The sequence below is a fragment of the Blautia sp. LMAG:36 genome (assembly GCF_008680535.1).
GTDB classification, from domain to species: domain Bacteria; phylum Bacillota; class Clostridia; order Lachnospirales; family Lachnospiraceae; genus Blautia_A; species Blautia_A fusiformis.
This window is the reverse complement of record NZ_NALB01000003.1, coordinates 602,501-625,490: the sequence shown is the minus strand read 5'-3', so window position 1 is coordinate 625,490 and position 22,990 is coordinate 602,501. Positions and strand designations below refer to the sequence as shown.

The window sequence follows — 22,990 nt, the reverse complement described above, 5'->3', positions numbered from 1 at the left end:
TCTTCCTTTCTTTATGCAATTATACTGCAATGGGAATATTTTTGATCTGTGGCCATGTCTCATAATTCTCCACGATCAGATCATCGGTGGTGAATTTATAAAAATCCTTTATCTCCGGATTCAGTTTTACTGTCGGTGCAGGATACGGTTTTCTGGAGATCAGTTCTTTAATTACCGGAATATGACGATCATAAATATGGCAGTCTGCGATCACATGAACAAGCTCTCCGGCTTCCATATCGCAGGCCTGTGCGATCATCATGAGAAGAAGAGAATACTGACACACATTCCAGTTGTTTGCAGCCAGGATATCCTGCGATCTCTGGTTCAGCACCGCATTAAGGACCAGCTTGTCTTTTCCGGGTTCCTTGGTTACATTGAAAGTCATGGAATAGGCACATGGGTAAAGATTCATCTCGTGGAGATCCTGATGTACATAAATATTGGTCATGATCCTTCTGCTGTACGGATTGTTCTTAAGATCAAAAAGAACTCTGTCTACCTGATCCATCATTCCCTCTTTATACTGATGCTTCACACCTAACTGATAGCCGTAGGCTTTTCCGATGGAGCCCTTCTCATCTGCCCAGCTGTCCCAGATGTGGCTGTGAAGATCATGGATATTATTGGATTTCTGCTGCCAGATCCATAGAATCTCATCCATTGCACTCTTTAACGCTGTTTTTCTTAAAGTCAGTGCCGGAAACTCCTTCCGGAGATCATAACGGTTCACAACACCAAATCTCTTGATGGTATAAGCCGGAGTTCCATCCTCCCACACAGGACGTACCTTCTCACCTTCTGTGCTGGTTCCGTTTTCTATGACATCTTTGCACATGTCAATGAATATATTATCTGCAAGACTCATTTGTTGATTTCCTCCTGTAATTTTCTTCTATTCGATCCCGGGCTGCTTTTTTCTTAAAAATGCCCCTGAAATTTATTTTATATTCTAACACATTTCAGTCCTTACTGTCCACTTCCCCTTTAACCTCCTATCCCATTTAACCTTCTCTCCCTGTTTTTCCTTTTCCCTGTTCTTTTTCTGTATTTTTCTGGACTTTTCCATGCGGGAGTGCTATATTAAGAGCCATGAAAATACTGATTACATTATTAAAACCTTTTTCTTTTGCACCTGCGATCCTGATGATGTGCGTGATCTACTCTTTTTCCGCACAGACCGGAGATGTTTCCGGTGCCCTGAGCTATAAGATCAGCTACCAGATCGTAGAAACCAAAAACGAAATATTAGCTTCCGGCAAAAGCCTGGAACAGCTTTCCCAGGAAGCTGCAGGTATCGAATTTTATGTCCGTAAGGCTGCTCACATGACAGAATACTGCCTGTTGGCCATATCTATTTCCTTCCCCCTCTATGTATACGGAGTTCGGGGAATCTGGCTGATGCTCCTTGCCGGATTTGTATGTGTGGGATTTGCTGGACTGGATGAATACCATCAGTCTTTTGTAGAGGCCCGCGGACCTTCCGTAAGGGATGTAGGGATCGACAGTTGCGGAGCAATGATCGGAATTTTGCTGGTACAGGCATTCTGCTGGTCTACCTTACATACCCCCAACAGAAAAAAATCTCGAAAAAAACGCAGAAACGCGCAAAGACGCAGATAACTGTTTTGCGATCTGCCTGATCTAAAAAACGGAACATACATAAGGATTTTTGGGCCTTATGATGTTCCGTTTTTGCTATTACTAATCGTCATATCTCAGCAGGCATTTTACTCTCACCTGCATCCAGTTTTATTTTTCGTCTTTCTCCTCCGGTGCGTCATCCAGATTTTCCGCAAGATGCGCCCGCTCCGCAATTGACATTTTTTTCTTTGCCACGGTTTCCGGATTTTGAGAAGCTTCCTCTGCCGCTTTTTTCGCAGCAGCTTCTTCCAGCTCATGTTTCTGTGCGCCAGCCTTTGCAAGATTACGGATCGCCATGATCAAAAGCACTGCTCCGATCACAACAAAAATACCTCCCGCTGCCAGAAATACCACACCGGAGTCTTCTGCTCCGCTTATGACACTGGCGCAGAGACGATATCCTGTATACACAAGATAGCCTCCTGCAAAGATCCACAGAAGACTGCTTCTTGTGGAAGAATTTCCCTGTCCGGAATTCTTTTCCTCAGCAGTTTCCTGCTGCAGCTCTTCCTTATTTTCTCTTTTCTGTTCTTCCATGATGTATTTCTGTCCTTTCTGATATCCTTATATTTCTCTATTTGTCAGATATCTTTTCCCTGTCAGCTTCTGTTTTTTCCTTCTCTTCCGTTTCTTCTTTTACAAGTCTTCCATAAAGCTTTGTCATTTTATAAATCTTCTGAATAATTGTTTCATTGAGCTGGCCTTTTTTCATACGCCACTTCCAGTTGTCACCAAGAGTTGACGGTTCATTGATCCTTGCCTCATTTCCAAGGCAGAGATAATCCTGTACCGGGATCACACAGCGATCTGCAACACTGGACATCGCCGCACGTATCATGCTCCACACTGCCGCAGTCTCATGCTTGCCCTCACAGCCAATATAGGCCCTGGCAAAATTTCGGTCATGCTGGCTCAGATTGCGGAACCATCCTCTTGTTGTCTCATTGTCATGAGTACCTGTGTAAACAATGCAATTCCTTTCATATCTGTGCGTCAGATACGGACTGTCCTCATTCTCGTCAAAAGCAAACTGCAATACCTTCATTCCCGGGAATCCGGATTCTTCCACCATCTCGATCACACTGTCTGTAAGGAGACCAAGATCCTCTGCGATCACATCCAGCTTTCCAAGATTCTTTTCAAGCGCACGGAACAGATCCATTCCCGGTCCCTTTTCCCAGTGACCGAACTGGGCAGTTTTATCTCCGTACGGAATGGAATAATACTCATCAAAGCCTCTGAAATGGTCGATCCTTACCACATCATAAAGCTTCATACAATTTGCCATTCGGCGTGTCCACCATGCATAGCCTGTTTTCTTGTGATATTCCCAGTCATAAAGCGGATTTCCCCAGAGCTGCCCTGTGGCGGAAAAAGCATCCGGCGGACATCCGGCAACGCCGATCGGAATATTTTCCTTATCAAACTGGAACAATTCCGGCTGTGCCCAGGCATCCGCACTGTCAAACGCAACGTAGATCGGGATGTCTCCGATCATCTCCACTCCCTTAGCATTTGCATAAGCTTTCAGTGCTGTCCACTGTTTAAAAAAGCAGAACTGCTGGAAACAGTAAAATCCCACTTCTTTTGCAAGCTTCTCTCTTTCTTCAGCCAATGCAGCTTTTTCTCTGTTTTTAAGTTCCGTAGGCCATTCGATCCAGCTGATCCCATTCAGGCTGTCCTTGATTGCCATATACAGGCTGTAATCTTCCAGCCAGGCAGCATTTTCTTTTACAAACTTACGGTACTCCTGGTCTGTCTCACAGTCATAATTTTCAAAGGCTTTTCTCAAAAGCCGAAATCTGGAATTATAAATCTTCTCATAATCCACATAGCTCTCGTTTGTACCCCAGTCACAGTCCTCGCAATCACTTTTATCCAGATATCCCTCTTTTACAAAAGCCTCCAGATCAATAAAATACGGATTTCCCGCAAAGGTAGAAAAAGACTGGTATGGTGAATCTCCATATCCGGTAGGTCCGAGAGGAAGAATCTGCCAGTATTTCTGTCCTGCTCTTGCCAGCTGGTCTACAAACTCATATGCTTCCTCAGAAAAGCATCCGATCCCATATTTCGATGGCAGACTGGACACTGGAAGTAAAATCCCACTTGCTCTCATAATTTACGAATCCTCCTGTTTTCTCAGTAGTTGCGCCCTCTCACAGATGTCTGCAGGAGCACTCAGATTTTTATTATATCACTCTGTCACAGAGCGTTCAAAGTCCTTTTTTGCAGATATATGTAAATATATCATGATAAACCTTTTCCCTGTCTTTCTCATTCAGGATCTCGTGGCGCATTCCCGGATATAATTTTCCCCGGACATCCCGGTATCCTGCACAACGCATGGCACGGACAGACTTCGCAAACTGTCTCACATTTCCCATGCAGGGATCCTCCGCCCCACTAATAAACAGCACCGGCATTTCCGGCTTTGTACACTTCCAGTGCTTCACATCATAGGCTCTTTTCATCAGGTCAAAAAGTGCCAGATATGCATCATCCGTAAAGGTAAATCCACAGTATTCTGAATCCGAATAATCCTGCACAACCTGCGGATCAGAGCAGATCCAGGAAAAACGGTTTTTTTCTTTTTTAAAGTGCATTGCATAGCTTCCAAAAGACATCATCTCGATCAGACCCGCACTGTGTTTAGGCCCGAAAACAGTCTTTCCCGCTTTTGCCAGAGCTACTCCGACCGGACGAAATACATTATAGCTGGGTGAGCCGCAGACGATCAGCATATCCATACAGCTGTCATGATGAGCTGCATAGGCACGAACTGCCAGAGAGCCCATGCTGTGTCCGAAAAGGATCAGCGGAATACCTGGGAAATGATCCTTGATCAAGCAGTTCACCGTATGGATATCCTGCAGCATGGCATCCGCCCCACCACCGTACATATACCCAAGATCCTCTTTACTGCGTACGCTTTTCCCATGGCCACGGTGATCATGGATCACACTTATATATTTTCGCTCTGCCATATATTCCATAAAAGGAATGTAGCGTTCCTTGTACTCACTCATTCCGTGAACGATCTGTATGATCCCACGGTATTTCTCATTACGTTCCAACTCCGGCACTACTGCCAGGCAGGAAATTTCCAATCCGTCTGCTTTTGAAGGAAATGAATACTGAATTGTCCGTAACATATATTTCACCTCACCTTTTCTGCTGCATAAAGCGGGCATTCGCATTCCGCTTTGTCACCTGTACTCAACCACTTTTTCTGTGTCTTCCAGTATATCATAACACAGGGGGTTTCTCAAACAGTAAACCTATGATATAATCGTTACGGTAACACAGGGTGATGCTGTTTGCCCGCAAATGCAAACAGATATCCTCTGACTTACCCACCCGAAAACCAGAATGACTTATTGTAAGGAGGAATAATGAATACAGAAGACAATAATGATTTTTATGACGATGAGCTCTCCAGATCATTGATCTCCAATGATTTTGAAGGCGACACTCCCCACAGAAAGAAAAAAAGCAAAAAGCCTCTCGTGATCTGTCTGATCATCCTTCTGATCGCTGCCGCAGCCGGCGGAACCGCCTGGTATATGATGCAGCGCCATAAACCGGTAGAAGCCACAGAAAAATTTCTCACAGGAATGCAGAACATGGATTTTACCACAATGGAGAACCTTCTCCAGAGTCATGATCTCAGCGCTCTGGATGATGCAGATATCCGTGATTCTGCTTACACAGATTTCTTCACTACCGTCAACAAAAAAATGACCTACAAGATCACCAAAAACAAATTTGACATCCAGAACGGAACTGCCAGGATAACGGTTCACATGAAATATATTGACGGAACCAATATCTATGCAGCAACTATTCAGGAATACACCCGTAAGGTTGCTGTCGCAGCCTATGCCGGAAAGGAAATGACACAGGATGATATCCAGGAAATGCTCGCTGCACTTCTTGCCGAAAATGCTTCCACAGCTGATGAGAAATACAGTGAGATCGATATTACCTATCCTCTGATCAAAATCGGCAGCGACTGGAAGATCGTTTCTCTGGATGACACCACAGTCAAGGTTATGTGCGCAAACTTCAAAAGCGTAAAAGACGAAATATCATCCCAGCTTACGGATGACAGCACAGATAGCAGTTCTGCCGCTGCAGAGGATTCTTCCACCCCAGGCAGCACGGCCTCTGCTGAGGGCACAAGTGCATCCATTGATATTACAACTGACAAATTCTCCGTCCGTTTCAAACAGTTTGCGATTTCCAAGGACTACGGCGGAAATCCCTGTCTGATGATCTACTACGACTATACAAACTCCGGCGATTCCCAGTCCAGTGCATTTGTAGACTTCACCCTGCAGGCTTCCCAGAACGGAGAAGTTCTGGAAGGAACTTATCCGGAAGCCAGCGATGATGCTGTAGATAACTACATGAGCACCATTGATCCCGGAAAAACCGTCACTGTATGCCAGGTATTTCTTCTGAAGGATACTACCAGTGATGTAACGCTTCAGGGCAAAGAAACTCTGAATGTAAGCGGCGGACAGACAACCTCTCAGATTCTGAAGCTGAAGTAAGATATCGGAATCGCCTGGCGGATATTTACGATCCAAATTCGATAAACCGGAAATTTACATTTTATCTTGCATATGAAAAGAAAACGGAAATTTCTCCTTCATGATTTTTTCATGGCTGGCAGAAATTTCCGTTTTTCTTTTTCTCATTCCTGTGTATATTTTTTCGATTCCATGAAAAACTATTTCCTGTATAACGAAAGGATGGTGACTTATGTCAAATAAATGTCTGCAGTACTTCACCCTGACCATTGCTGTGGTCGGTGCCATAAACTGGGGTCTGATCGGCTTCTTTAATTTTAATCTGGTAGCATTCCTGTTCGGAAGCATGAGCTGGCTCTCCCGGATCATCTACGGACTTGTAGGCTTATGCGGGCTTTATCTTCTGACCTTCTATACTCTGATCGATCAGGGTGAAACAACTGAATAAGCTACGCAGTAACACATAACGCGAAAAATCCTCTGCTGCATAAAAATAAAGCAGAGGATTTTTTCGCAATAAAAAAGAACTCTGATCATCCTCAGAGTTCCGAAGAGCGATAGACGGGGCTCGAACCCGCGGTCTCGACCTTGGCAAGGTCGCGCGTTACCAACTACGCCACTATCGCATAAGCGGGTGATGGGAATCGAACCCACGTATCCAGCTTGGAAGGCTGGTGTTCTACCATTGAACTACACCCGCGCATCGTCGCTTCGGTGATTACCGATCGCTTGACCGCTGCAACGATGATTAGTATATAGCATGCTGTTTTATTTGTCAACAGGTTTTTTTATTTTTTTTAATTTTTTTATTTATTGGATTTTTTATCAATACTCCCATACATTTGTGGCAGAAACCTGGGCCTTCGGTTTCTTGATCACAAGCTCCGGACTTTTGGCACTGACCTTGGTATTTGCAGGAATGGATTCTGTGATAAAGGTATTACCACCTATAATCGTATTCTCTCCTACAACCGTCTCACCACCGAGCACTGTGGAATTAGAATAGATCGTTACATTATCACGGATCGTCGGATGACGTTTTACATTGGCAAGCTGCTGTCCCTTTCTTGTGGAAAGCGCTCCCAGTGTCACTCCCTGATACAGTTTTACATTATTTCCGATCTCTGTAGTCTCACCTACAACCACACCGGTACCATGATCGATAAAGAAATACTCTCCGATGGTCGCTCCCGGGTTGATATCGATTCCTGTACGGCCATGAGCATATTCCGACATCACGCGCGGGATAAATGGGATCTCTTCTTTATAAAGAACATGTGCCAGACGATACACGTAGATAGCAAATAATCCCGGATATGAAAAAATGATCTCTTCCTTGCTCTTGGCTGCGGGGTCACCATCAAAACCAGCCTGTACATCTGTCAGAAGCAGTCTCTGGATCTCAGGAAGCTGCTCAAAAAATCCACAGGCAGTTCTGTCTGCATGAGCTGCTGCTTCTTCCGGTTCCTCTCCGTGATAAAGAAGTGCGATCTCGATCTGATTCTTCAATCTGTCATAAAGATCATTCAGTCTGTGTCCCACATAATACTCCGGAAATACGGTAGCACTGGTATCCGTACTGAAATATCCCGGAAATACAATAGATTTCAGATCTCTTACTATATCAATGATCACCGAACGGTTCGGCAGACGTCTACCGCTCTTCGGCATAAAAAGTTCTTCTGAAGCATAATTCTCAGTAAGACCCTTCGCCACTCTGAGAATCGCTGATTTCTTATCGCTCATAATTCCCTCCATTTCTGCACATCCACTTCTGTCTGTACACTTTATCTCATTATCATATTATAGTCTGGAAGATTCGTCAATAATACAAAAAAGAAAAGTTTTAAAAAAGATTGACCTTTCTCCTGATACCTTATATAATAATAAAGGTTTGCATCCGGAGATGTACCCAAGTGGCTGAAGGGTCCGCACTCGAAATGCGGTAGGTCGGGCAACCGGCGCGAGGGTTCAAATCCCTCCATCTCCGCTTTTCTGCCGATTTATGACAGGAAGAATTTTTATTTATATTTTATTATACAAAAAGCACTCTCATCCCTTGACAATTGTATATTTTATATGTATAATTGCAACAGTGATGAAAACACAATTTAATATAGGGGATTGGTCAAATGGTATGATAGGGGTCTCCAAAACCTTTGGTGGGAGTTCGATTCTCTCATCCCCTGCTATTAGAATCGCTGAAAAATCTTAGTTAAGGATTTTCAGCGTTTTTTATTGTATGGCAGAAAAAGTGATCGCCCGGCCTGTCATATCAACATCCGGGCGATCACTTTTCAATATTTTACTTCTCACTGCATTCATATCGTGAAAATCTCTGCACGTATCCACATGCGCTTATCACTTCAGTTTCTTCAGATTATCCGGTCCAAATCCAAATGGCAACAGTTCCTTTAACGTAAAGATATCATATTTTTCTCTGCTGACTGCCAGTATGATCTGAAAGGTTTCCGGATCACAGAACTCCATCATAACCTGTCTGCATACTCCACAGGGTGCTGCATACTCTGTAGGAACACCATCCTTGCCGCCAACGATACAGATTGCCTGAAAGTCTCTCATGCCTTCACTGACCGCTTTGAAAAAAGCAGTTCTTTCCGCACAGTTTGTTGGAGTATAGGCAGCATTTTCTATGTTACATCCGGTATAATAGGTACCGTTTTTTGCAAGAAGTACCGCCCCTACATGAAAATGTGAGTATGGCGCATAGGAATAGTCCATCTGTCTGATCGCCAGATCGATCATTTCTTTGATCTGTTTTTCTTCCATAATTTTCCCACCTTTCCTGAATCAGGCATGTATACGTTATTCTTCTTTTTTCTGTGCCTGATCTGCACGGATCAGTTCACGGATCGCCTGTACTGCAACCTGGATTGCCTTATCGGTATCATGTACCACAGGATTATCCAGACCCAGCTTCTCTCTTTCCTGATTTGCAAGCACCAGGAAGCAGGAGCCCACACGTACTTTTAAATGGCTTGCCACTATAAAAAGAGCAGCGGATTCCATCTCCGACGCAAGACAGCCGAGACGTTTCCACGCTTCCCATTTATTCATCAGTTCATAGCTGACCGGCTTGGTTTCCGGCTCATGCTGGCCATAAAAGGAATCTTTGCATTGTACCACACCTGTGTGGAATTCACATCCTTCTTTCTTTGCTCCTTCCACAAGTGCATTGATCACTTCCAGATTTGCCACTGCCGGGAATTCAATAGGTGCATACTCTTTGCTGGTGCCCTCCATACGGATTGCGCCCGTTGCAACAACAATATCACCACTTTTTACCTCCGGCTGCATTCCACCGCAGGTTCCGATGCGTACAAATGTATCAGCCCCGCACCGATAAAGCTCTTCCATTGCGATAGAAGCGGACGGTCCGCCGATTCCAGTAGATGTCACACTTACCTTCACTCCGTCCAGTGTTCCAGTGTATGTTACGTATTCCCGGTTATCTGCTACCAAAACCGGATCATCAAAATACTGTGCGATCTTTTTGCAGCGTTTCGGATCTCCCGGTAAAATAACGTAACGTCCCACTTCTCCTTTTGCTACCTGAATGTGATACTGTCTGTCCGCATCCTCTGAATAATTTTTCATGTTTGTTTCCCCCTTTCTCAGCTAACAGTTTCCCTGTTCCTTATGAATAAAAAAAAGACTGCATTTTCATACAATCCAGTCCTTTATTCTTTTATTTTAACCTTGCTTCCCGTCGATCCCTGCAAAACTATATCCTGCATTACAATAAGAAGATCATTCATAAGATATAAGGATCTTCTTACAATGCTCGCAGCGATAAGCCCCGATCCGATCACCATATAGCATTTTCGACAGACCTTTTTCGGTGTTTAATCGCATAGATTCACCTCTGCTCCTCCATTCTATTCCTGAATTGAAGGAATGGATCTGGCCTTCACACATTTCGCCTCCGCAATATGGACATTTCATCTTATTTTTCTATGCCTCCTCCGGCTTTTCGTATTTACTCAGTCAATGTCAAACCTCTTTTGTCTTTATCCCATTATAACATAGATTCATTTTCTTCAAAAGCTTAATATAAACATGTTCCACAAACCACGGTTCTGTTGATCTCATCAATGCTTCTTCCGGTGAAAACCAGGCTACACCGCTGTTTTCATCTGCTTTTATGGAAACAGCCTCTTCTGAATCTGCCTCAAGGAGATATGTTAGGTTAAAGTGCAGATGGCTGGATACATATTTTCCTTTTTTCACATGGCCGTCTACAGTCAGGGATTCCAGGGAAAAAATCTCTTCTGACACCGGATGAACATTGGAAATCCCTGCCTCTTCTTTTACTTCTCTGACAGCAACGGACAGTAAATCCGTCTCACCATCTGCATGTCCTCCAAGCCAGGACCAGGAATTGTATATGTTGTGATATACCATAAGGACTTTCGTCCGTTCTCTGTTTACTACCCAGGCAGAAGCTGTCATATGGGCTACTGCATTTTCCCTGAAAAAAGCATTCTCATTATTTCTGATCCAGTCCAGGATCAGGATTTTATCTTTTTCTTCCTGCTCATTATATGGCTTGTATTTTTCTATCTGATCGATCAGTTTCTGGCGTGTTATCATTATGCGCTCTGCCTCTTTCTTAAATTTATTTAATACCCGTCCTTTAACCGGACAATATTTTTTAATTTTTTTCCATTCAGATATCGTTCCAGATTTTCCATGCAGATGTTCCAGATCATATCCTGGACTTCAGCGTTTCCACCGAAACTCGGTCCTGCAATGTGTGGAGTGATAAGGACGTTTTCCATATTCCAAAGAGGTGATGTCTCCGGCAATGGTTCTGTTTCAAATACATCCAGGACCGCTCCTTTTAAGTGGCCTTCCTCCAGTACTCTGATCAGGTCTTCTGTTGGAATGAGGCTTCCTCTTCCTACATTAACCAGAATTGCATCTTTTTTCATGGAATACAGCCGTTCGTAATTCAGAAGGCCTTTTGTTTCCGGTGTTCCCGGGAGACAGCCGATCACAATGTCCGCTTTCTGAAGCTGCTGATCCAGCGCTGTCAGATCATATACCTCATCAAACTCTTTCATTTGCTGCAAATGCTCCGGGACTGCAGTTCTTTTTATTCCAGTCACATGCGTTTCAAACGCTTTCATTCTATGGGCAATATTTCTTCCTATATCCCCGGTTCCCAGGATGAGAATGTTTTTTCCATATATGGTTTCTGATGATCGATTCTGTACCCAGAGGTGTTTCTGTTTGTTCTTCCAGTAGTTCGGAAGTTCACGGTACAGCGCAATGATATTCCCGATCACATATTCTGATATGATCTTTCCAAAAGCGCCGGAAGCATTGGTTAATGTAACTCCTGTCGGGAATGCTTTCATTTTTGTATATTTGTCCGCACCGGCCCAAGTCAGCTGGATCCAGCGAAGATTTTCTGCTTTCAGGATTTCTTCTTCCTCTGGCTCTCCAATCACTACTTCTGCTGCTGCGATCGCATCCTCAGTTTCTTTGCCCTGAAATGTAAATTCGCACTGATCTCCGAATTTTGTTGCAAACTGATTTTGAATTTCTGCATTGCATTGTGGTTTTAGTAAAACTTGTATTTTTTTCATGTTTTTCTCCGCAAATCATCTTTATCAGCTATATCCTACCATAATTAACAGCCATCTGCTATTATTTTCTGTTATTTCTGCCGCTGATACCTGGTCACTGCCAGGATCATGCAGACAAAAACTACCGCAAACATAGCTTCCAGTCCAATGCCTTTCCACACCGATACAGCTGCCTCACCTGTTAGGTGGCTATAACTTCCAAGAGTCTCATTTACGTTTTCATACCAGTACACAGGAAGAAACTGAGACACCTTCAGGACGTTTCTATCCATAATATTCATGGGAACAAACACACCACACAGAAAGCACATTCCAAGCGACAGGATATTTGCGATCCCGCTTAACATATTGCTGTTTTTTACAAAAAGACCGATCAGATAGGAAAGTGAAAGTGCCACTGCCATCATTACCAGAGTGTTCAGTACATAGTATCCTAAATTTTCTGAACCGAGAAATGTTTTTCCATACATAAGGATGGCTCCAGCCATACCGATTCCCCATAAGCCCCCGCCCATGATAAACATGGCCAGAAGCCCTTCCAGACTCTGTCGTCTTGCAGAGATCGCAGATGCCTGCATTCTCTTTGGTATATCGTCTTTTTTGAAAGCCATCAGAACATATCCCATCACATAGCAAAGTAATGCAAGAAACAGATATGGAATATATCGGAAATAATAGAGCCATCCGGACGTACCACTGTTTTCATCTGTATCCAGCATAGTGACTTCTCCTCTTTTTTTATCCAGGATCGCTGTTGCCGCTTCCTTCTGGGAAAAACCGGCTTTCAGATATGTCCGCATTGTATTCAGACAGCTCTCAAGCTGCTGATCCACATAATATGCCGAATAAGATCCGGGCACCTTGGTCACAGAAATACTTTCGCCGTTTACCATACAGCTCTCATAAAAATCCTCAGGAATCACCACGATGTACTCTACATTTCTGTAAAAAAGCTCTTCCTGAAGCTTCTCCCTGTTATCCTCCAGCATGGTCACGTGATGCGTACCTTCAAGCCATTTTACCAGTCCTTCTGCAAGTGGTCCGTTGTCTTTATCCACCACTCCGATCTTTATTTTTTCGCTTTCATAGCTGGTATAAGTTTCCTTACCGGCCGCTGCCTGAAGTGCCATTGTCACTCCGAAAAAAATGCCCAGATACAGGAGGATCAGACCTGTATTTTTTTTCATGATCCTCATATAGCCTTTAAATACTGTCATAACGTTCCCTCCTGACCATGAAAAAGGATGCCGTCACCAGCACCACGCACATTACCGCCAGTGTGATCAGATTTCTATAGTATCTGGTCATATCATCATATACATTGATACAGTAAAACGCATCTGAGATCAGTGATGCAGGATTGATCCGGTTCACAAACGGAACACTTTTTTCCACGATATCCTTCATATTTCCGTTCATCAGTCCGGCAAGAAAGCTGCTTACCATAGAGATTCCAAGCATGAGCCCGATTCTGACGCCTTCCTGCATTTTTCCGAAGCTGCCTATAAACATTCCCATAGATACACCGATAAGACTTCCGAAAAAAGATACCACCAGCATTTTTCCCATCTGTCCCTGAAAATCCAGATTGAGAATATACCGGAGATACAGGATCAGAATGATCACGTCCACATAGCCCAGAGCAAAAGATGTCAGCTGGTCTGTAAGGATCAGCTTCAGCTTGTGGGTCGGCGTTACACACCGTCTGGCTGCCAGAGGTGTGATATTGGCCTGGATCCCGATCGCAGAACCAAATCCGATAAAGCATCCATACAGGCAGGCCATGGCGATCAGTGCGTAAAAGAACTGCACATTTCCGTCAATGGTCCGGCCACCAAGGGAGACTTCCCTTACCAGGCTGTCGGAACTTAACAAGGATTTCATGGTTTCCATATCCATCTGCGGATTTTTTTTCATGATATTGGTGATGGTCGTTCTGGTGTTTTCGCAGCTGTCGAGAACTGTCTGAAGGATACTTTCTTCTATTCCGGTTCCTGCTACTGTAAGGGAAGGCTCTTTTCCCACATAATAAATCCCTTCTACTTTTTTATCCTGCAGTGCTTCCAGCGCTTCCTTTTCCGACATTTCTTCTGCTTTTAAAAGATCCGGACTGCTTTTTTCCACTTCATCCAGATAGGTCATAAAAAACGTATCCGCAGAAGCTTCCTTCACCACTGCCACCGGAACCGTCTGAAAATCTGCCTCATTGATATTTCCGAATGCAAAATAGAAAAAAGTTCCAAGCACAAGCGGAAAGACAAGCGGCCAGAATACAATGTTAAAATTCCGGATCTTGGAAAGAAAACTGTATTTCAGTAAATGCAACATCTCCCATCCCTCCTAATCTCTCAGCTGTTTTCCGGTGATCTCCAGAAAGACATCATTTAATGTAGGCAGTTCGGAAAAGACTCTTCCAAAAGAAATATCCTGGCTTTGCAGATAATTAAGAAGACGGATCAGGTTATGCTTCGCATCGGTACAGCGCACGACCAGCACCTGTTTTTCATACTGCACATCAAACACATGCTCCAGTGTGCGGATATCCCGGAGATTTTTTTCTTCCAGGGCAATGGCTTCTACGGTAATGGTCTCTCCTGTTTTGATCATCTGCTTCAATTCTTCCTTTGTTCCCTGAGCGATGACTCTTCCGTGATCCATGATGGCGATCCTGGTACAGATCTGCTCCACTTCTTCCATGTAATGGGATGTGTAGATAATGGTGGAGCCCTGGTGGTTCAGCGTCTGGATCCCTTCCAGGATCTTGTTTCTGCTCTGTGGGTCTACAGCTACCGTCGGCTCATCCATAATGATCAGTCTTGGCTTGTGGGCGATCCCGCAGGCAATGTTCAATCTTCGTAAAAGGCCCCCGGAAAGCTTCTTCGGGTACATTTTGCGAAAATCTTCAAGACCTGTAAATTCAATGGCATCCTCCACCAGCTCTTTTCTCCGTTTCCTGTCCCGTATGTAAAGGCCGCAGAAATAATCGATATTTTCCTGCACTGTCAGCTCATCAAAAACGGCTACATTCTGAAGCACGATCCCAATCTGTTCCTTGAGCTTATAGCTGTCCGGCTTCATCTCTTCTCCGAATATCTTTATTTCACCTCTGTCATATTTCAGAAGTGACAAGAGGCAGCTGATGGCCGTTGTCTTTCCCGATCCGTTGGGGCCAAGTAATCCGAAGATCTCACCCTCCCGGATATCCAATTCCAGATGATTCAGTGCGGTAAGATCACCGTATCGTTTTACCAGATTTTCTATGTGGACCATACTCTGTGGCATATGTTTTCCTCCTTTTTTACAGTCCGTTAAGCAGGACTTTTATGTCTTTTTCGCAGAAATTCATATTTCTTCGATGATGACATTATATCCTTTTCTTCTGTCTGCTCCAAGTGTTGAATGTCACCACCTGCGAATGACAAATGTCATGTCTTTTTCAGAAGGATAGATTTTTCTTTGCAGGGAAGGAACCGGTATATTATAATAAAGGCACATTGATTTCAGAAATTTGTGCAGCAAAAGGGGTTCTCCCGGAACAGGATACGATAATTTTAGCCGGTTATCTGCCTGACTTTCGGAAAATGCTGTAATTCTGAGAAAGGAGGGTATATTTTTTATGCGTTATTTTACAGATTCCATACTATTGCTTTTATACAGTACTTTAACATTTTTTTATGTGCCTGCAGATCAGGCTCTTGTGTTTGCCCTCCTTTTTGCGGTGATCCTTTGCTGCATTACTTATCTGTGCAGGGTATGTAAAACAGAATCCTGTTCACACAATTCTTTGCCAGTATTGAAACCCGCCGGAAATATCATTCCGGTTCTTGCAGGAAGCTATGTGATCTTTGGATTATGTTCCCTGTGGTTTTCGGATCTTCTTCTATTTTTCCCGCTGCTGCTGTATCAGACCTTATCTGCTGGGCTTTTTCCTCTGGCAGTGGCTGCGCTTCCACTTTGGGGATTTCTGGTTTTTCAGATCAATAGATTTCCGGCAGTTCTTTGTCTGCTTGGGATTTTTGGTTTCGTTCTCTCATTTTTTCTCTGGCTCTATGCCGGAAAATATCAGGCTCTTTACCAGGATTTTCATCAAATCCGGGATGACAGTGAGGAACATACGCTTCTTCTTTCTGAAAAAAACAAGGCACTTCTGGAAAAACAGGATTACGAGATTTATGCTGCTACATTGCGCGAGCGAAACAGAATTGCCAGAGAGATCCATGATAATGTGGGACATGTACTATCCCGTTCTATCCTTATGACTGCTGCCTGCAAAACCATCAACAAAAATGATTCTCTTGATCCTCTGCTTGGAAATCTGGAAGAATCCCTGAACGGTGCTATGAACAGCATCCGTTCCAGTGTACATGATCTTCATGACGATGCGATAGATCTGGAAGATGCCATAAAAAGACTTGTAAAGGATTTCACCTTCTGCCCGGTGAATCTTACTTATGATATGTCCAGGCATATTCCAAGAGAGGTGAAATACAGTCTGATCAGTATTACAAAGGAAGGGCTTTCCAATGTGATGCGGCATAGTAATGCGGATTCTGTGAATATTCTTCTGCGGGAGCATCCTGCACTTTATCAATTGTGCATTGAGGATAATGGGACACCGGAAAATGGAATTCCGGATATTCAAACTGGATCAGACAGCAATAAGGCCAAAAATATTTCCAGTGGTATGGGACTGTCCAATATCCGTGACCGTGCAAAGGCGCTGGGCGGTACGGTCCAGATTACGCAGGAGAACGGTTTTCGGATCTTTGTGACGATCCCGAAATCTGTTTCTAATTGAATCAGACAGATATTTCTCACTTTGCCGGAAACCTTCCTGATTTGATCAAAGTACTTTCCCGGCATATTAGATCCGTCTGTTTTTTCTGATCTGTAAATTTATTTTTTATAACTCATAAACAGGAGATTTTGACATGAAAATTATAATCGTAGACGACGACTGCCTGGTTGCAGGAGCACTAAAAACCATTCTTGAGGCAAACCCGGATATCGAAGTGACTGCCACCGGCTCTGATGGTGAAGAAGCCTGCTCTCTGTACAGAGAGTATCTTCCGGATATTCTTCTGATGGATATCCGTATGAAAGGAATGGACGGACTGGAAGCTTCCAGAAAGATCCTGGGCGAATTTCCGGAGGCAAAAATTCTTCTTCTGACTACTTTTTCCGATGATGAATATATTGTAAAAGCCCTCCGCCTCGGCACAAAGGGTTATCTTCTGAAGCAGGAACATACCAGCATTCTTCCGGCTCTTCAGGCGGTTTACTCCGGCCAGACCGTATTCGGCACAGAGATCATATCCAAAATCCCTGAACTCCTGCAGTCTTCCGACGGATTTGATTATGCTTCCAGAAACATTAGCGAACGGGAGCTGGATATCATCCGGCTGATCGCCAACGGATACAGTAATAAGGAGATTGCCGCAGAACTGTTTCTCAGTGAGGGAACGGTACGAAATTATCTCAGTTCCATTCTGGATAAACTGCAGCTGAGGGATCGGACTCAAGTTGCTGTTTTTTATTATCAGCATAAGTAAAAATCTCCTGCATCCAAATTCCTGTAAATATTTATTAATTTAATAGAATCGGAGGATTCCTCACAATGAACCGCTATCTTACTATCTATATCCCGAAAACAGCTGTTCCGGCACCTGTCTCCCGCTTTCTTCGCACGCAGGCAGGTCTTACAAAAAAGCAGATCAGCCAGGCGAAGTTTCGTCCCGGTGGTATCCGAAAAAACGGACAACAGTGCCGGGTAACGGAAACCGCTTATCCCGGGGATCAGATCATAGTATGCCTGGAAGCGGACGATGTGGATTCTACCCAGCTGGAATCTTCATCCTTTACTGTCAATTTGTCCAATCACAATTTCCAGTTCTCCGCAGACGCAATTTCATATTCTGATTCCGCAACTTCAGAATTTGCAGGTTCTGATGTCAATTCTCACATTTATCATTCACTGTCTGCAACGTCACAGTTTCTTCCTGAGTTGGCGATTATATACGAAGACCAGGATATCCTCGCCATAAATAAACCTGCCGGGATTGTCACTCACCCTTCCGGTTCTCACTACAGTGACAGTCTCTCCAACCAGGTGGCTTCCTATTTCCGTTCCAAAGGAGAGCCTACCAAAGTCCGGTCTATCGGACGATTGGATAAAGAAACCTCCGGTATCCTGCTCTTTGCCAGGAACCAGACTGCTGCCGCCAGATTACAGAACCAGCGTGAAGAAGGGATTTCAGAGAAAACCTATCTGGCTGCAGTTTCCGGTTTCATGCCTGTGGATGAAGATGGAGCTTTTCACAGGATCTCCGTTCCCCTTGCACCTGACCCGGATAACCGTCTGAAAATGGTCGTATCCACAGATGGCACGCTTCCCGGAAGCAAACATGCAGAAACCCTTTATTCTGTTCTGAAATCTACCGGCCCTGACGTAGCAGCTCCGGCTTCTCTTGTAATGCTCCGTCTGAAAACCGGCCGTACCCATCAGATCCGTGTACACATGGCATCTCTCGGGCATCCTCTTCTGGGTGATTCTCTGTACTGTTTATCGGACATATCGAATCCGTTTTCCCGGGCTGCACTCCACGCATGGAAGCTTAAATTTCAACTTCCATTTTCAATTGATGAATCTGCTTCCGACACCCGGGCTTCCATGCATCATGACAAAAATGCCAAAAAAGAAATCTCCCTGGAAGCACCCCTCCCGGAAGATTTCAAAAAATTCTATGAAACGATATTCTGAAGCCATACGCCTTTTTTTACAAGGATAAATCCAATGACACATTTCATCATATCCGCTGCCTGGACCATTGCGTAGATCACAAGTACAGGCAGACCTGTAAAACGGCTTAAGGTAAATGCGATCGTTACACTTACCACCCAGATAAACACACTGTCAAACAGAAATGTAACGATGGTCTTTCCACCGGAACGCAAAGTAAAATATGTTGCATGCAAGAATGCATTCTGCGGCATGAAAAATGCTGTGAGCATAATAAAATATTTCGCCAGAGTACGTGCCTCAGCATTGGTATTGTAAAGCCTTGGAAACAGTGGTGCCATTACAAACATCACAGCTGCCACGCAGGTACAGCAGAACACAGAGAATGCGATCATCTTGTTGTCCGTATCTCTGGCTTCCTTCATCTTACCTGCCCCCAGAAGCTGTCCTACAACAATGGCTACCGAATCTCCAAGTGCGATAAATATGATATTAAATACATTGTTGATGGTATTGGAAATATTTAATCCCGCAACCACGTTCAGTCCACGGACTGAATAACATTGTGTCAGCATGGCCACTCCGGCTGCCCATAAAGTCTCATTCAGAAGCAGCGGGGTTCCCTTAATAAGTATCTTCTTTGTCAGGTTCGCCGGAACCTTTAATGTTGAATACAGACCCTGTGCAAAAATATTCTTTTCTGTATGCTTATGTGTCCAACTCAAGACAATGCAGGCTTCCACATATCTGGAGAGCACTGTGGCAACAGCCGCACCTCTTACTCCCATTTCCGGGAATCCGAATTTTCCATAGATCAGAAGATAATTAAATATCAGATTGATCAGCACTGCCACGATCCCGGCCTTCATTGGAAGTACGGTCTCACCGCATTCACGTAAGGTACTTGCATAGACCTGCACCATCATAAATGGCGGAAGTCCCAGAAGCATGATCCATAAATACTGTTTCCCATAAATAAGAGTATCCCTGATCTCCTGTGCGGTTCCGTCACCTTTTAAATACATGCTGATCAGTGAACCCCCTGCTGTCAGAAACAGTATAATGGTGATCGCTGTCAGAATCACTGCCATCCACAGTTTATAACGAAGTGTCTGGCGGACACCCTCATGATCCTTCTGTCCGAAATACTGTGCTGTAAAAATTCCCGCTCCGGACACCCCGCCGAAAATACATAGATTATATACAAAGATCAGCTGATTGACGATCGCCGCTCCAGACATCTGTTCGGTACCGATACGACCGATCATAATATTGTCCAGAAGACTGACAAAATTTGTGATCCCGTTCTGTACCATGATCGGTACTGCAATAGACAGGACCATCAGATAAAACCTCTTATCTCCTACGAACTTTCGGAAAAAAGAAGATTTCTCTTTTACCTTCTCCATAAATTCTTCCCCCTTGTTTTTCGTTTTCCTTCATCCAAAATTCTCCACAAAAAGGAGACTGCCCACCTGAAACATTCTTCCCTTTCGTAAGCGTTGTAGCTACTACCTTACTACAAACTTCTTTTATTTTCAATAGTCTTTATAACGATAAATCTCCGCTTTTTTTGTATCTTTTTACTCCACCATACGACTCTCGTCTGCAATATCCTGATCTTTGAACTTTTGTTCCAGCTGTGTCACAATTTCAGTGTCAAAATTTTTCAAAGTGATCTAAGCCGGCAGAAAAAAGATCTGGACCGACTGAATCTGGTGCTGAATTATATTTCTGAGAATTACAAACGGCCTATTTCTCTGGATGAGATCGCAGGTGTTGCTTATCTCCAGACTGGATATTTCTGCCGTTTTTTCAAGAAAAAGATGGGGGTTACATTTCTGGAATATCAGAATGAATACAGACTTTCTTTTATCTACAAAAATCTGATCAATACGAAAGACCCCGTGCATGTGATCCTAGAATGCCATGGGTTCACCAATTATAAGCTGTTTCGACGGATGTTCCAGGAGCACTTCGGGTGCACACCTACGAAGATGCGGGAGAATATGCGGAAATAACAGTACCTTCTCTTACACCATCCAGTCTTCCCGCAAATACGAAGGAAAGTACCGCAGCAATCACTGCCATGGATACGTCAAAACAGATCTTGGTTGTTCCGAAATTTGTTTTCTATGTGAGGATAACCATATAAAAAATGATCCTATACACGCATAAAAAAACAGCGAAATGAATTTTAACTTCCATTTCGCTGTCTTGTGTTATTTCTTGTTTTTTATTATTTTTTTAGTATGTCGTTTTACGCAACCTGATTTTTGTTGTTGGTAACTGTGATCAGATGACTTTTGATCAGTACCGGACGTACTGCATTATAGATGATCGCTACCAAAATTACAGATACAACTGCATTGATAAAGGTTGCCGCCGCACTCATTTTTGCAAGTGCCTGTGCCAGTTCCTGTGGCTGTCCCAAAATGTACTGTTTGTAGAAATATCCTACGATAGGATCTGCAATTACGTTAAATGCAAGTCCTGCGACAGATGCGATCACACTCCATTTGAAAACATATTTTTTATCTGTACTCTCATTGATCTTTGCAACCTTGTGTGCCACAAGACCTACGATCAGACCGATACAGAATTTCAGTACAAAGGTTTTCGGTGCGCCTGTGATATAAACAGGGTCCATGATATCTGCAATTCCCATTCCGATAGCTCCGGCAAGTCCGCCATATACGCCACCCAGAAGCAGTGCTGCAAGTACGCAGAAAGCATTTCCGATATGAATGGATGTTGCGTCTCCGCCCGGCACCGGGATCTTAATCTGCAGAAATGTGAAGGATACATAACATAAAGCTGCTAATAACGCAGTTTCTGCAAGTTTAACTACTGTGTTGTTCTGTGTGTTCATAATGATTCCCCTCTCGTTTCGTTATTACCTTTGTTATTACTTTAATGTATGATTGTATTAATGTAGGAATGTAATAACTTGGATGTTATAGTACCGCTTGTTTGGGTATATTACAAGGGGCAATTTTTATGTTTTTTTAGGGGACAGTTTTTATGGGTAATAAAAAAGTGGCTGTTTAAGCCACTCTTTCATGATTGTATATTCAAAACTACATACATGTTTTGTTGATAATCATTAATCGTTTGTTGAATCAATTTTAACCTGCGTACCGATTCGCCTTTTTTCACGGGCTCGCAGCTAAAGCTGCATCGCCTGTTTTGTAGGCTACTCCAGCGGGGGTCATCTCGCAACTCCGTTGCTCGATGTCATTTGCTTCGCAAATGTCCAGTCTGTACCATAAATGATTCTCCACAAGCAAGCTTGTTCCGCCCCATTTCTGTTACATCCTGCCCGCTTCCTCGGCTGGTTGGTCAAGCCCTCACCCGATTAGTAACAGTCAGCTCCATGTGTTACCACACTTCCACCTCTGCCCTATCTACCTCGTCGTCTTCAAGGGGGTTTACTTCATAAGAATGGGATATCTCATCTTGAGGGGGGCTTCACGCTTAGATGCCTTCAGCGTTTATCCCTTCCGGACTTGGCTACCCGGCCATGGCTTTGGCAAGCCAACCGGTCCACCAGCGGTCCGTCCATCCCGGTCCTCTCGTACTAAGGACAGCTCCTCTCAGATATCCTGCGCCCACGCCGGATAGGGACCGAACTGTCTCACGACGTTCTGAACCCAGCTCGCGTACCGCTTTAATGGGCGAACAGCCCAACCCTTGGGACCTACTACAGCCCCAGGATGCGATGAGCCGACATCGAGGTGCCAAACCACTCCGTCGATGTGAACTCTTGGGAGTGATAAGCCTGTTATCCCCAGGGTAGCTTTTATCCGTTGAGCGATGGCATTCCCACTTAATACCACCGGATCACTAAGCCCTACTTTCGTACCTGCTCCACCCGTCGGTGTCGCAGTCAAGCTCCCTTCTGCCTTTGCACTCTTCGAATGGTTTCCGTCCATTCTGAGGGAACCTTTGGGCGCCTCCGATACCCTTTCGGAGGCGACCGCCCCAGTCAAACTCCCCGCCTGGCATTGTCCCACCGCCGGTTCACGGCGGCTGGTTAGAAGCCCAATATCACAAGGGTGGTATCCCAACAGCGGCTCCGCGGCAACTGACGTTACCGTTTCTCAGCCTCCCACCTATCCTGTACATGCAACACCGGACCCCAGTGCCAAACTGGAGTAAAGCTCCATGGGGTCTTTCCGTCCTGGCGCGGGTAGCCAGCATCTTCACTGGCACTTCAATTTCACCGGATGTATTGCCGAGACAGCGCTCAAATCATTACGCCTTTCGTGCGGGTCGGAACTTACCCGACAAGGAATTTCGCTACCTTAGGACCGTTATAGTTACGGCCGCCGTTTACTGGGGCTTAAATTCAAAGCTTCGCATTGCTGCTAACCTCTCCTCTTAACCTTCCAGCACCGGGCAGGCGTCAGCCCATATACCTCACCTTTCGGTTTCGCATAGACCTGTGTTTT

General features: G+C 44.3%; 22 protein-coding genes, 4 tRNA genes and 1 rRNA gene (1 of these 27 only partly in view). 9 read left to right on the top strand and 18 right to left on the bottom strand.

What is annotated here, in order from left to right; genetic code table 11:
• Positions 1–19 precede the first annotated feature (19 nt).
• Entirely contained in the window at positions 20–868 is an 849-nt protein-coding gene (gene thyA, locus CCC17_RS03135; RefSeq protein WP_092071400.1) for a thymidylate synthase, read from the bottom strand.
• 224 nt (positions 869–1,092) lie between these two features.
• Here thyA and CCC17_RS03130 point away from each other — a divergent pair, with 224 nt between their 5' ends.
• Positions 1,093–1,623, top strand: a complete 531-nt coding sequence (locus tag CCC17_RS03130; RefSeq protein WP_022426633.1) for a VanZ family protein — start codon at positions 1,093–1,095, stop codon at positions 1,621–1,623.
• Between the two features lie 129 nt (positions 1,624–1,752).
• Here CCC17_RS03130 and CCC17_RS03125 read toward each other — a convergent pair whose 3' ends face one another.
• The 3 genes from CCC17_RS03125 to CCC17_RS03115 form a co-directional block, all read right to left on the bottom strand.
• Positions 1,753–2,181: a hypothetical protein gene (locus tag CCC17_RS03125; RefSeq protein WP_092071388.1), complete on the bottom strand. Its 429-nt coding sequence runs from the start codon at positions 2,179–2,181 to the stop codon at positions 1,753–1,755.
• Between the two features lie 37 nt (positions 2,182–2,218).
• Complete coding sequence (malQ, locus tag CCC17_RS03120) at positions 2,219–3,763, bottom strand: 4-alpha-glucanotransferase (protein WP_118609046.1); 1,545 nt, start codon at positions 3,761–3,763, stop codon at positions 2,219–2,221.
• Between the two features lie 97 nt (positions 3,764–3,860).
• Positions 3,861–4,799 (bottom strand): alpha/beta fold hydrolase, encoded by a 939-nt coding sequence (locus CCC17_RS03115; protein WP_022426630.1) that lies wholly within the window; start codon positions 4,797–4,799, stop codon positions 3,861–3,863.
• A 240-nt stretch (positions 4,800–5,039) separates the two neighbouring features.
• Here CCC17_RS03115 and CCC17_RS03110 point away from each other — a divergent pair, with 240 nt between their 5' ends.
• Both CCC17_RS03110 and CCC17_RS03105 read left to right on the top strand, forming a co-directional pair.
• The gene (locus CCC17_RS03110) at positions 5,040–6,203 is read left to right on the top strand and encodes a DUF5067 domain-containing protein (RefSeq protein ID WP_244095926.1); all 1,164 of its coding nucleotides are present in this window, start codon (positions 5,040–5,042) and stop codon (positions 6,201–6,203) included.
• A gap of 211 nt (positions 6,204–6,414) precedes the next feature.
• Positions 6,415–6,630 carry a DUF378 domain-containing protein gene (locus CCC17_RS03105; protein ID WP_015524323.1) on the top strand — a complete coding sequence of 72 codons (216 nt, stop codon included), beginning with the start codon at positions 6,415–6,417 and terminating at the stop codon, positions 6,628–6,630.
• 105 nt (positions 6,631–6,735) lie between these two features.
• Here CCC17_RS03105 and CCC17_RS03100 read toward each other — a convergent pair.
• From CCC17_RS03100 to epsC, 3 genes are all read right to left on the bottom strand, one after another.
• Positions 6,736–6,808: transfer RNA gene (locus CCC17_RS03100), tRNA-Gly, on the bottom strand.
• 3 nt (positions 6,809–6,811) lie between these two features.
• A tRNA-Gly gene (locus CCC17_RS03095) sits at positions 6,812–6,882 on the bottom strand.
• A gap of 125 nt (positions 6,883–7,007) precedes the next feature.
• Positions 7,008–7,928 carry a serine O-acetyltransferase EpsC gene (gene epsC, locus CCC17_RS03090; protein WP_015524322.1) on the bottom strand — a complete coding sequence of 307 codons (921 nt, stop codon included), beginning with the start codon at positions 7,926–7,928 and terminating at the stop codon, positions 7,008–7,010.
• A gap of 156 nt (positions 7,929–8,084) precedes the next feature.
• On the opposite strand from epsC, the gene CCC17_RS03085 reads away from it, so the two are divergent.
• Together CCC17_RS03085 and CCC17_RS03080 are read left to right on the top strand one after the other, a co-directional pair.
• Positions 8,085–8,172: transfer RNA gene (locus CCC17_RS03085), tRNA-Ser, on the top strand.
• Positions 8,173–8,300: 128 nt separating this feature from the next.
• A tRNA-Trp gene (locus tag CCC17_RS03080) sits at positions 8,301–8,371 on the top strand.
• Between the two features lie 172 nt (positions 8,372–8,543).
• Here CCC17_RS03080 and CCC17_RS03075 read toward each other — a convergent pair.
• The 8 genes from CCC17_RS03075 to CCC17_RS03045 all read right to left on the bottom strand — a co-directional run bounded on the left by CCC17_RS03075 (position 8,544) and on the right by CCC17_RS03045 (position 15,067).
• Entirely contained in the window at positions 8,544–8,972 is a 429-nt protein-coding gene (locus CCC17_RS03075) for a cytidine deaminase (protein ID WP_015524321.1), read from the bottom strand.
• A 36-nt stretch (positions 8,973–9,008) separates the two neighbouring features.
• Positions 9,009–9,800, bottom strand: coding sequence for a uridine phosphorylase (gene udp, locus CCC17_RS03070; RefSeq protein ID WP_059085420.1), 792 nt, complete (start codon positions 9,798–9,800; stop codon positions 9,009–9,011).
• A gap of 153 nt (positions 9,801–9,953) precedes the next feature.
• A complete protein-coding gene (locus CCC17_RS15160; RefSeq protein WP_442859762.1) occupies positions 9,954–10,148 on the bottom strand; it encodes a PF20097 family protein in 195 nt (64 codons plus the stop codon).
• 48 nt (positions 10,149–10,196) lie between these two features.
• The gene (locus CCC17_RS03065; protein WP_287082492.1) at positions 10,197–10,796 is read right to left on the bottom strand and encodes an NUDIX hydrolase; all 600 of its coding nucleotides are present in this window, start codon (positions 10,794–10,796) and stop codon (positions 10,197–10,199) included.
• A gap of 29 nt (positions 10,797–10,825) precedes the next feature.
• Complete coding sequence (locus CCC17_RS03060; protein WP_278604092.1) at positions 10,826–11,797, bottom strand: D-2-hydroxyacid dehydrogenase; 972 nt, start codon at positions 11,795–11,797, stop codon at positions 10,826–10,828.
• A gap of 71 nt (positions 11,798–11,868) precedes the next feature.
• Positions 11,869–13,014 carry an ABC transporter permease gene (locus CCC17_RS03055; RefSeq protein WP_287082491.1) on the bottom strand — a complete coding sequence of 382 codons (1,146 nt, stop codon included), beginning with the start codon at positions 13,012–13,014 and terminating at the stop codon, positions 11,869–11,871.
• Positions 13,001–14,125 carry an ABC transporter permease gene (locus tag CCC17_RS03050; RefSeq protein ID WP_147603481.1) on the bottom strand — a complete coding sequence of 375 codons (1,125 nt, stop codon included), beginning with the start codon at positions 14,123–14,125 and terminating at the stop codon, positions 13,001–13,003. Before CCC17_RS03050 ends, CCC17_RS03055 begins: the two co-directional genes overlap by 14 nt.
• 12 nt (positions 14,126–14,137) lie before the next feature.
• Positions 14,138–15,067, bottom strand: coding sequence for an ABC transporter ATP-binding protein (locus tag CCC17_RS03045; RefSeq protein ID WP_059086850.1), 930 nt, complete (start codon positions 15,065–15,067; stop codon positions 14,138–14,140).
• A 346-nt stretch (positions 15,068–15,413) separates the two neighbouring features.
• Here CCC17_RS03045 and CCC17_RS03040 point away from each other — a divergent pair, with 346 nt between their 5' ends.
• The 3 genes from CCC17_RS03040 (at position 15,414) to CCC17_RS03030 (ending at position 18,557) form a co-directional block, all read left to right on the top strand.
• Complete coding sequence (locus CCC17_RS03040) at positions 15,414–16,595, top strand: sensor histidine kinase (RefSeq protein WP_173734576.1); 1,182 nt, start codon at positions 15,414–15,416, stop codon at positions 16,593–16,595.
• 133 nt (positions 16,596–16,728) lie between these two features.
• Positions 16,729–17,349 (top strand): response regulator, encoded by a 621-nt coding sequence (locus tag CCC17_RS03035; RefSeq protein WP_173734577.1) that lies wholly within the window; start codon positions 16,729–16,731, stop codon positions 17,347–17,349.
• Positions 17,350–17,414: 65 nt separating this feature from the next.
• Complete coding sequence (locus CCC17_RS03030; RefSeq protein WP_173734578.1) at positions 17,415–18,557, top strand: RluA family pseudouridine synthase; 1,143 nt, start codon at positions 17,415–17,417, stop codon at positions 18,555–18,557.
• Here the strand turns inward: CCC17_RS03030 and CCC17_RS03025 are convergent.
• Positions 18,539–19,945 carry an MATE family efflux transporter gene (locus tag CCC17_RS03025; RefSeq protein ID WP_144095119.1) on the bottom strand — a complete coding sequence of 469 codons (1,407 nt, stop codon included), beginning with the start codon at positions 19,943–19,945 and terminating at the stop codon, positions 18,539–18,541. The two genes, CCC17_RS03030 and CCC17_RS03025, sit on opposite strands and share 19 nt — an antisense overlap.
• Positions 19,946–20,254: 309 nt before the next feature.
• On the opposite strand from CCC17_RS03025, the gene CCC17_RS03020 reads away from it, so the two are divergent.
• A complete protein-coding gene (locus CCC17_RS03020) occupies positions 20,255–20,557 on the top strand; it encodes a helix-turn-helix transcriptional regulator (protein ID WP_287082490.1) in 303 nt (100 codons plus the stop codon).
• 239 nt (positions 20,558–20,796) lie between these two features.
• Here the strand turns inward: CCC17_RS03020 and CCC17_RS03010 are convergent, their stop codons facing one another.
• Entirely contained in the window at positions 20,797–21,408 is a 612-nt protein-coding gene (locus CCC17_RS03010) for an ECF transporter S component (RefSeq protein WP_129976152.1), read from the bottom strand.
• A gap of 466 nt (positions 21,409–21,874) precedes the next feature.
• Positions 21,875–22,990: ribosomal RNA gene (locus CCC17_RS03005) — 23S ribosomal RNA — on the bottom strand; it runs 1,773 nt beyond the window's last position.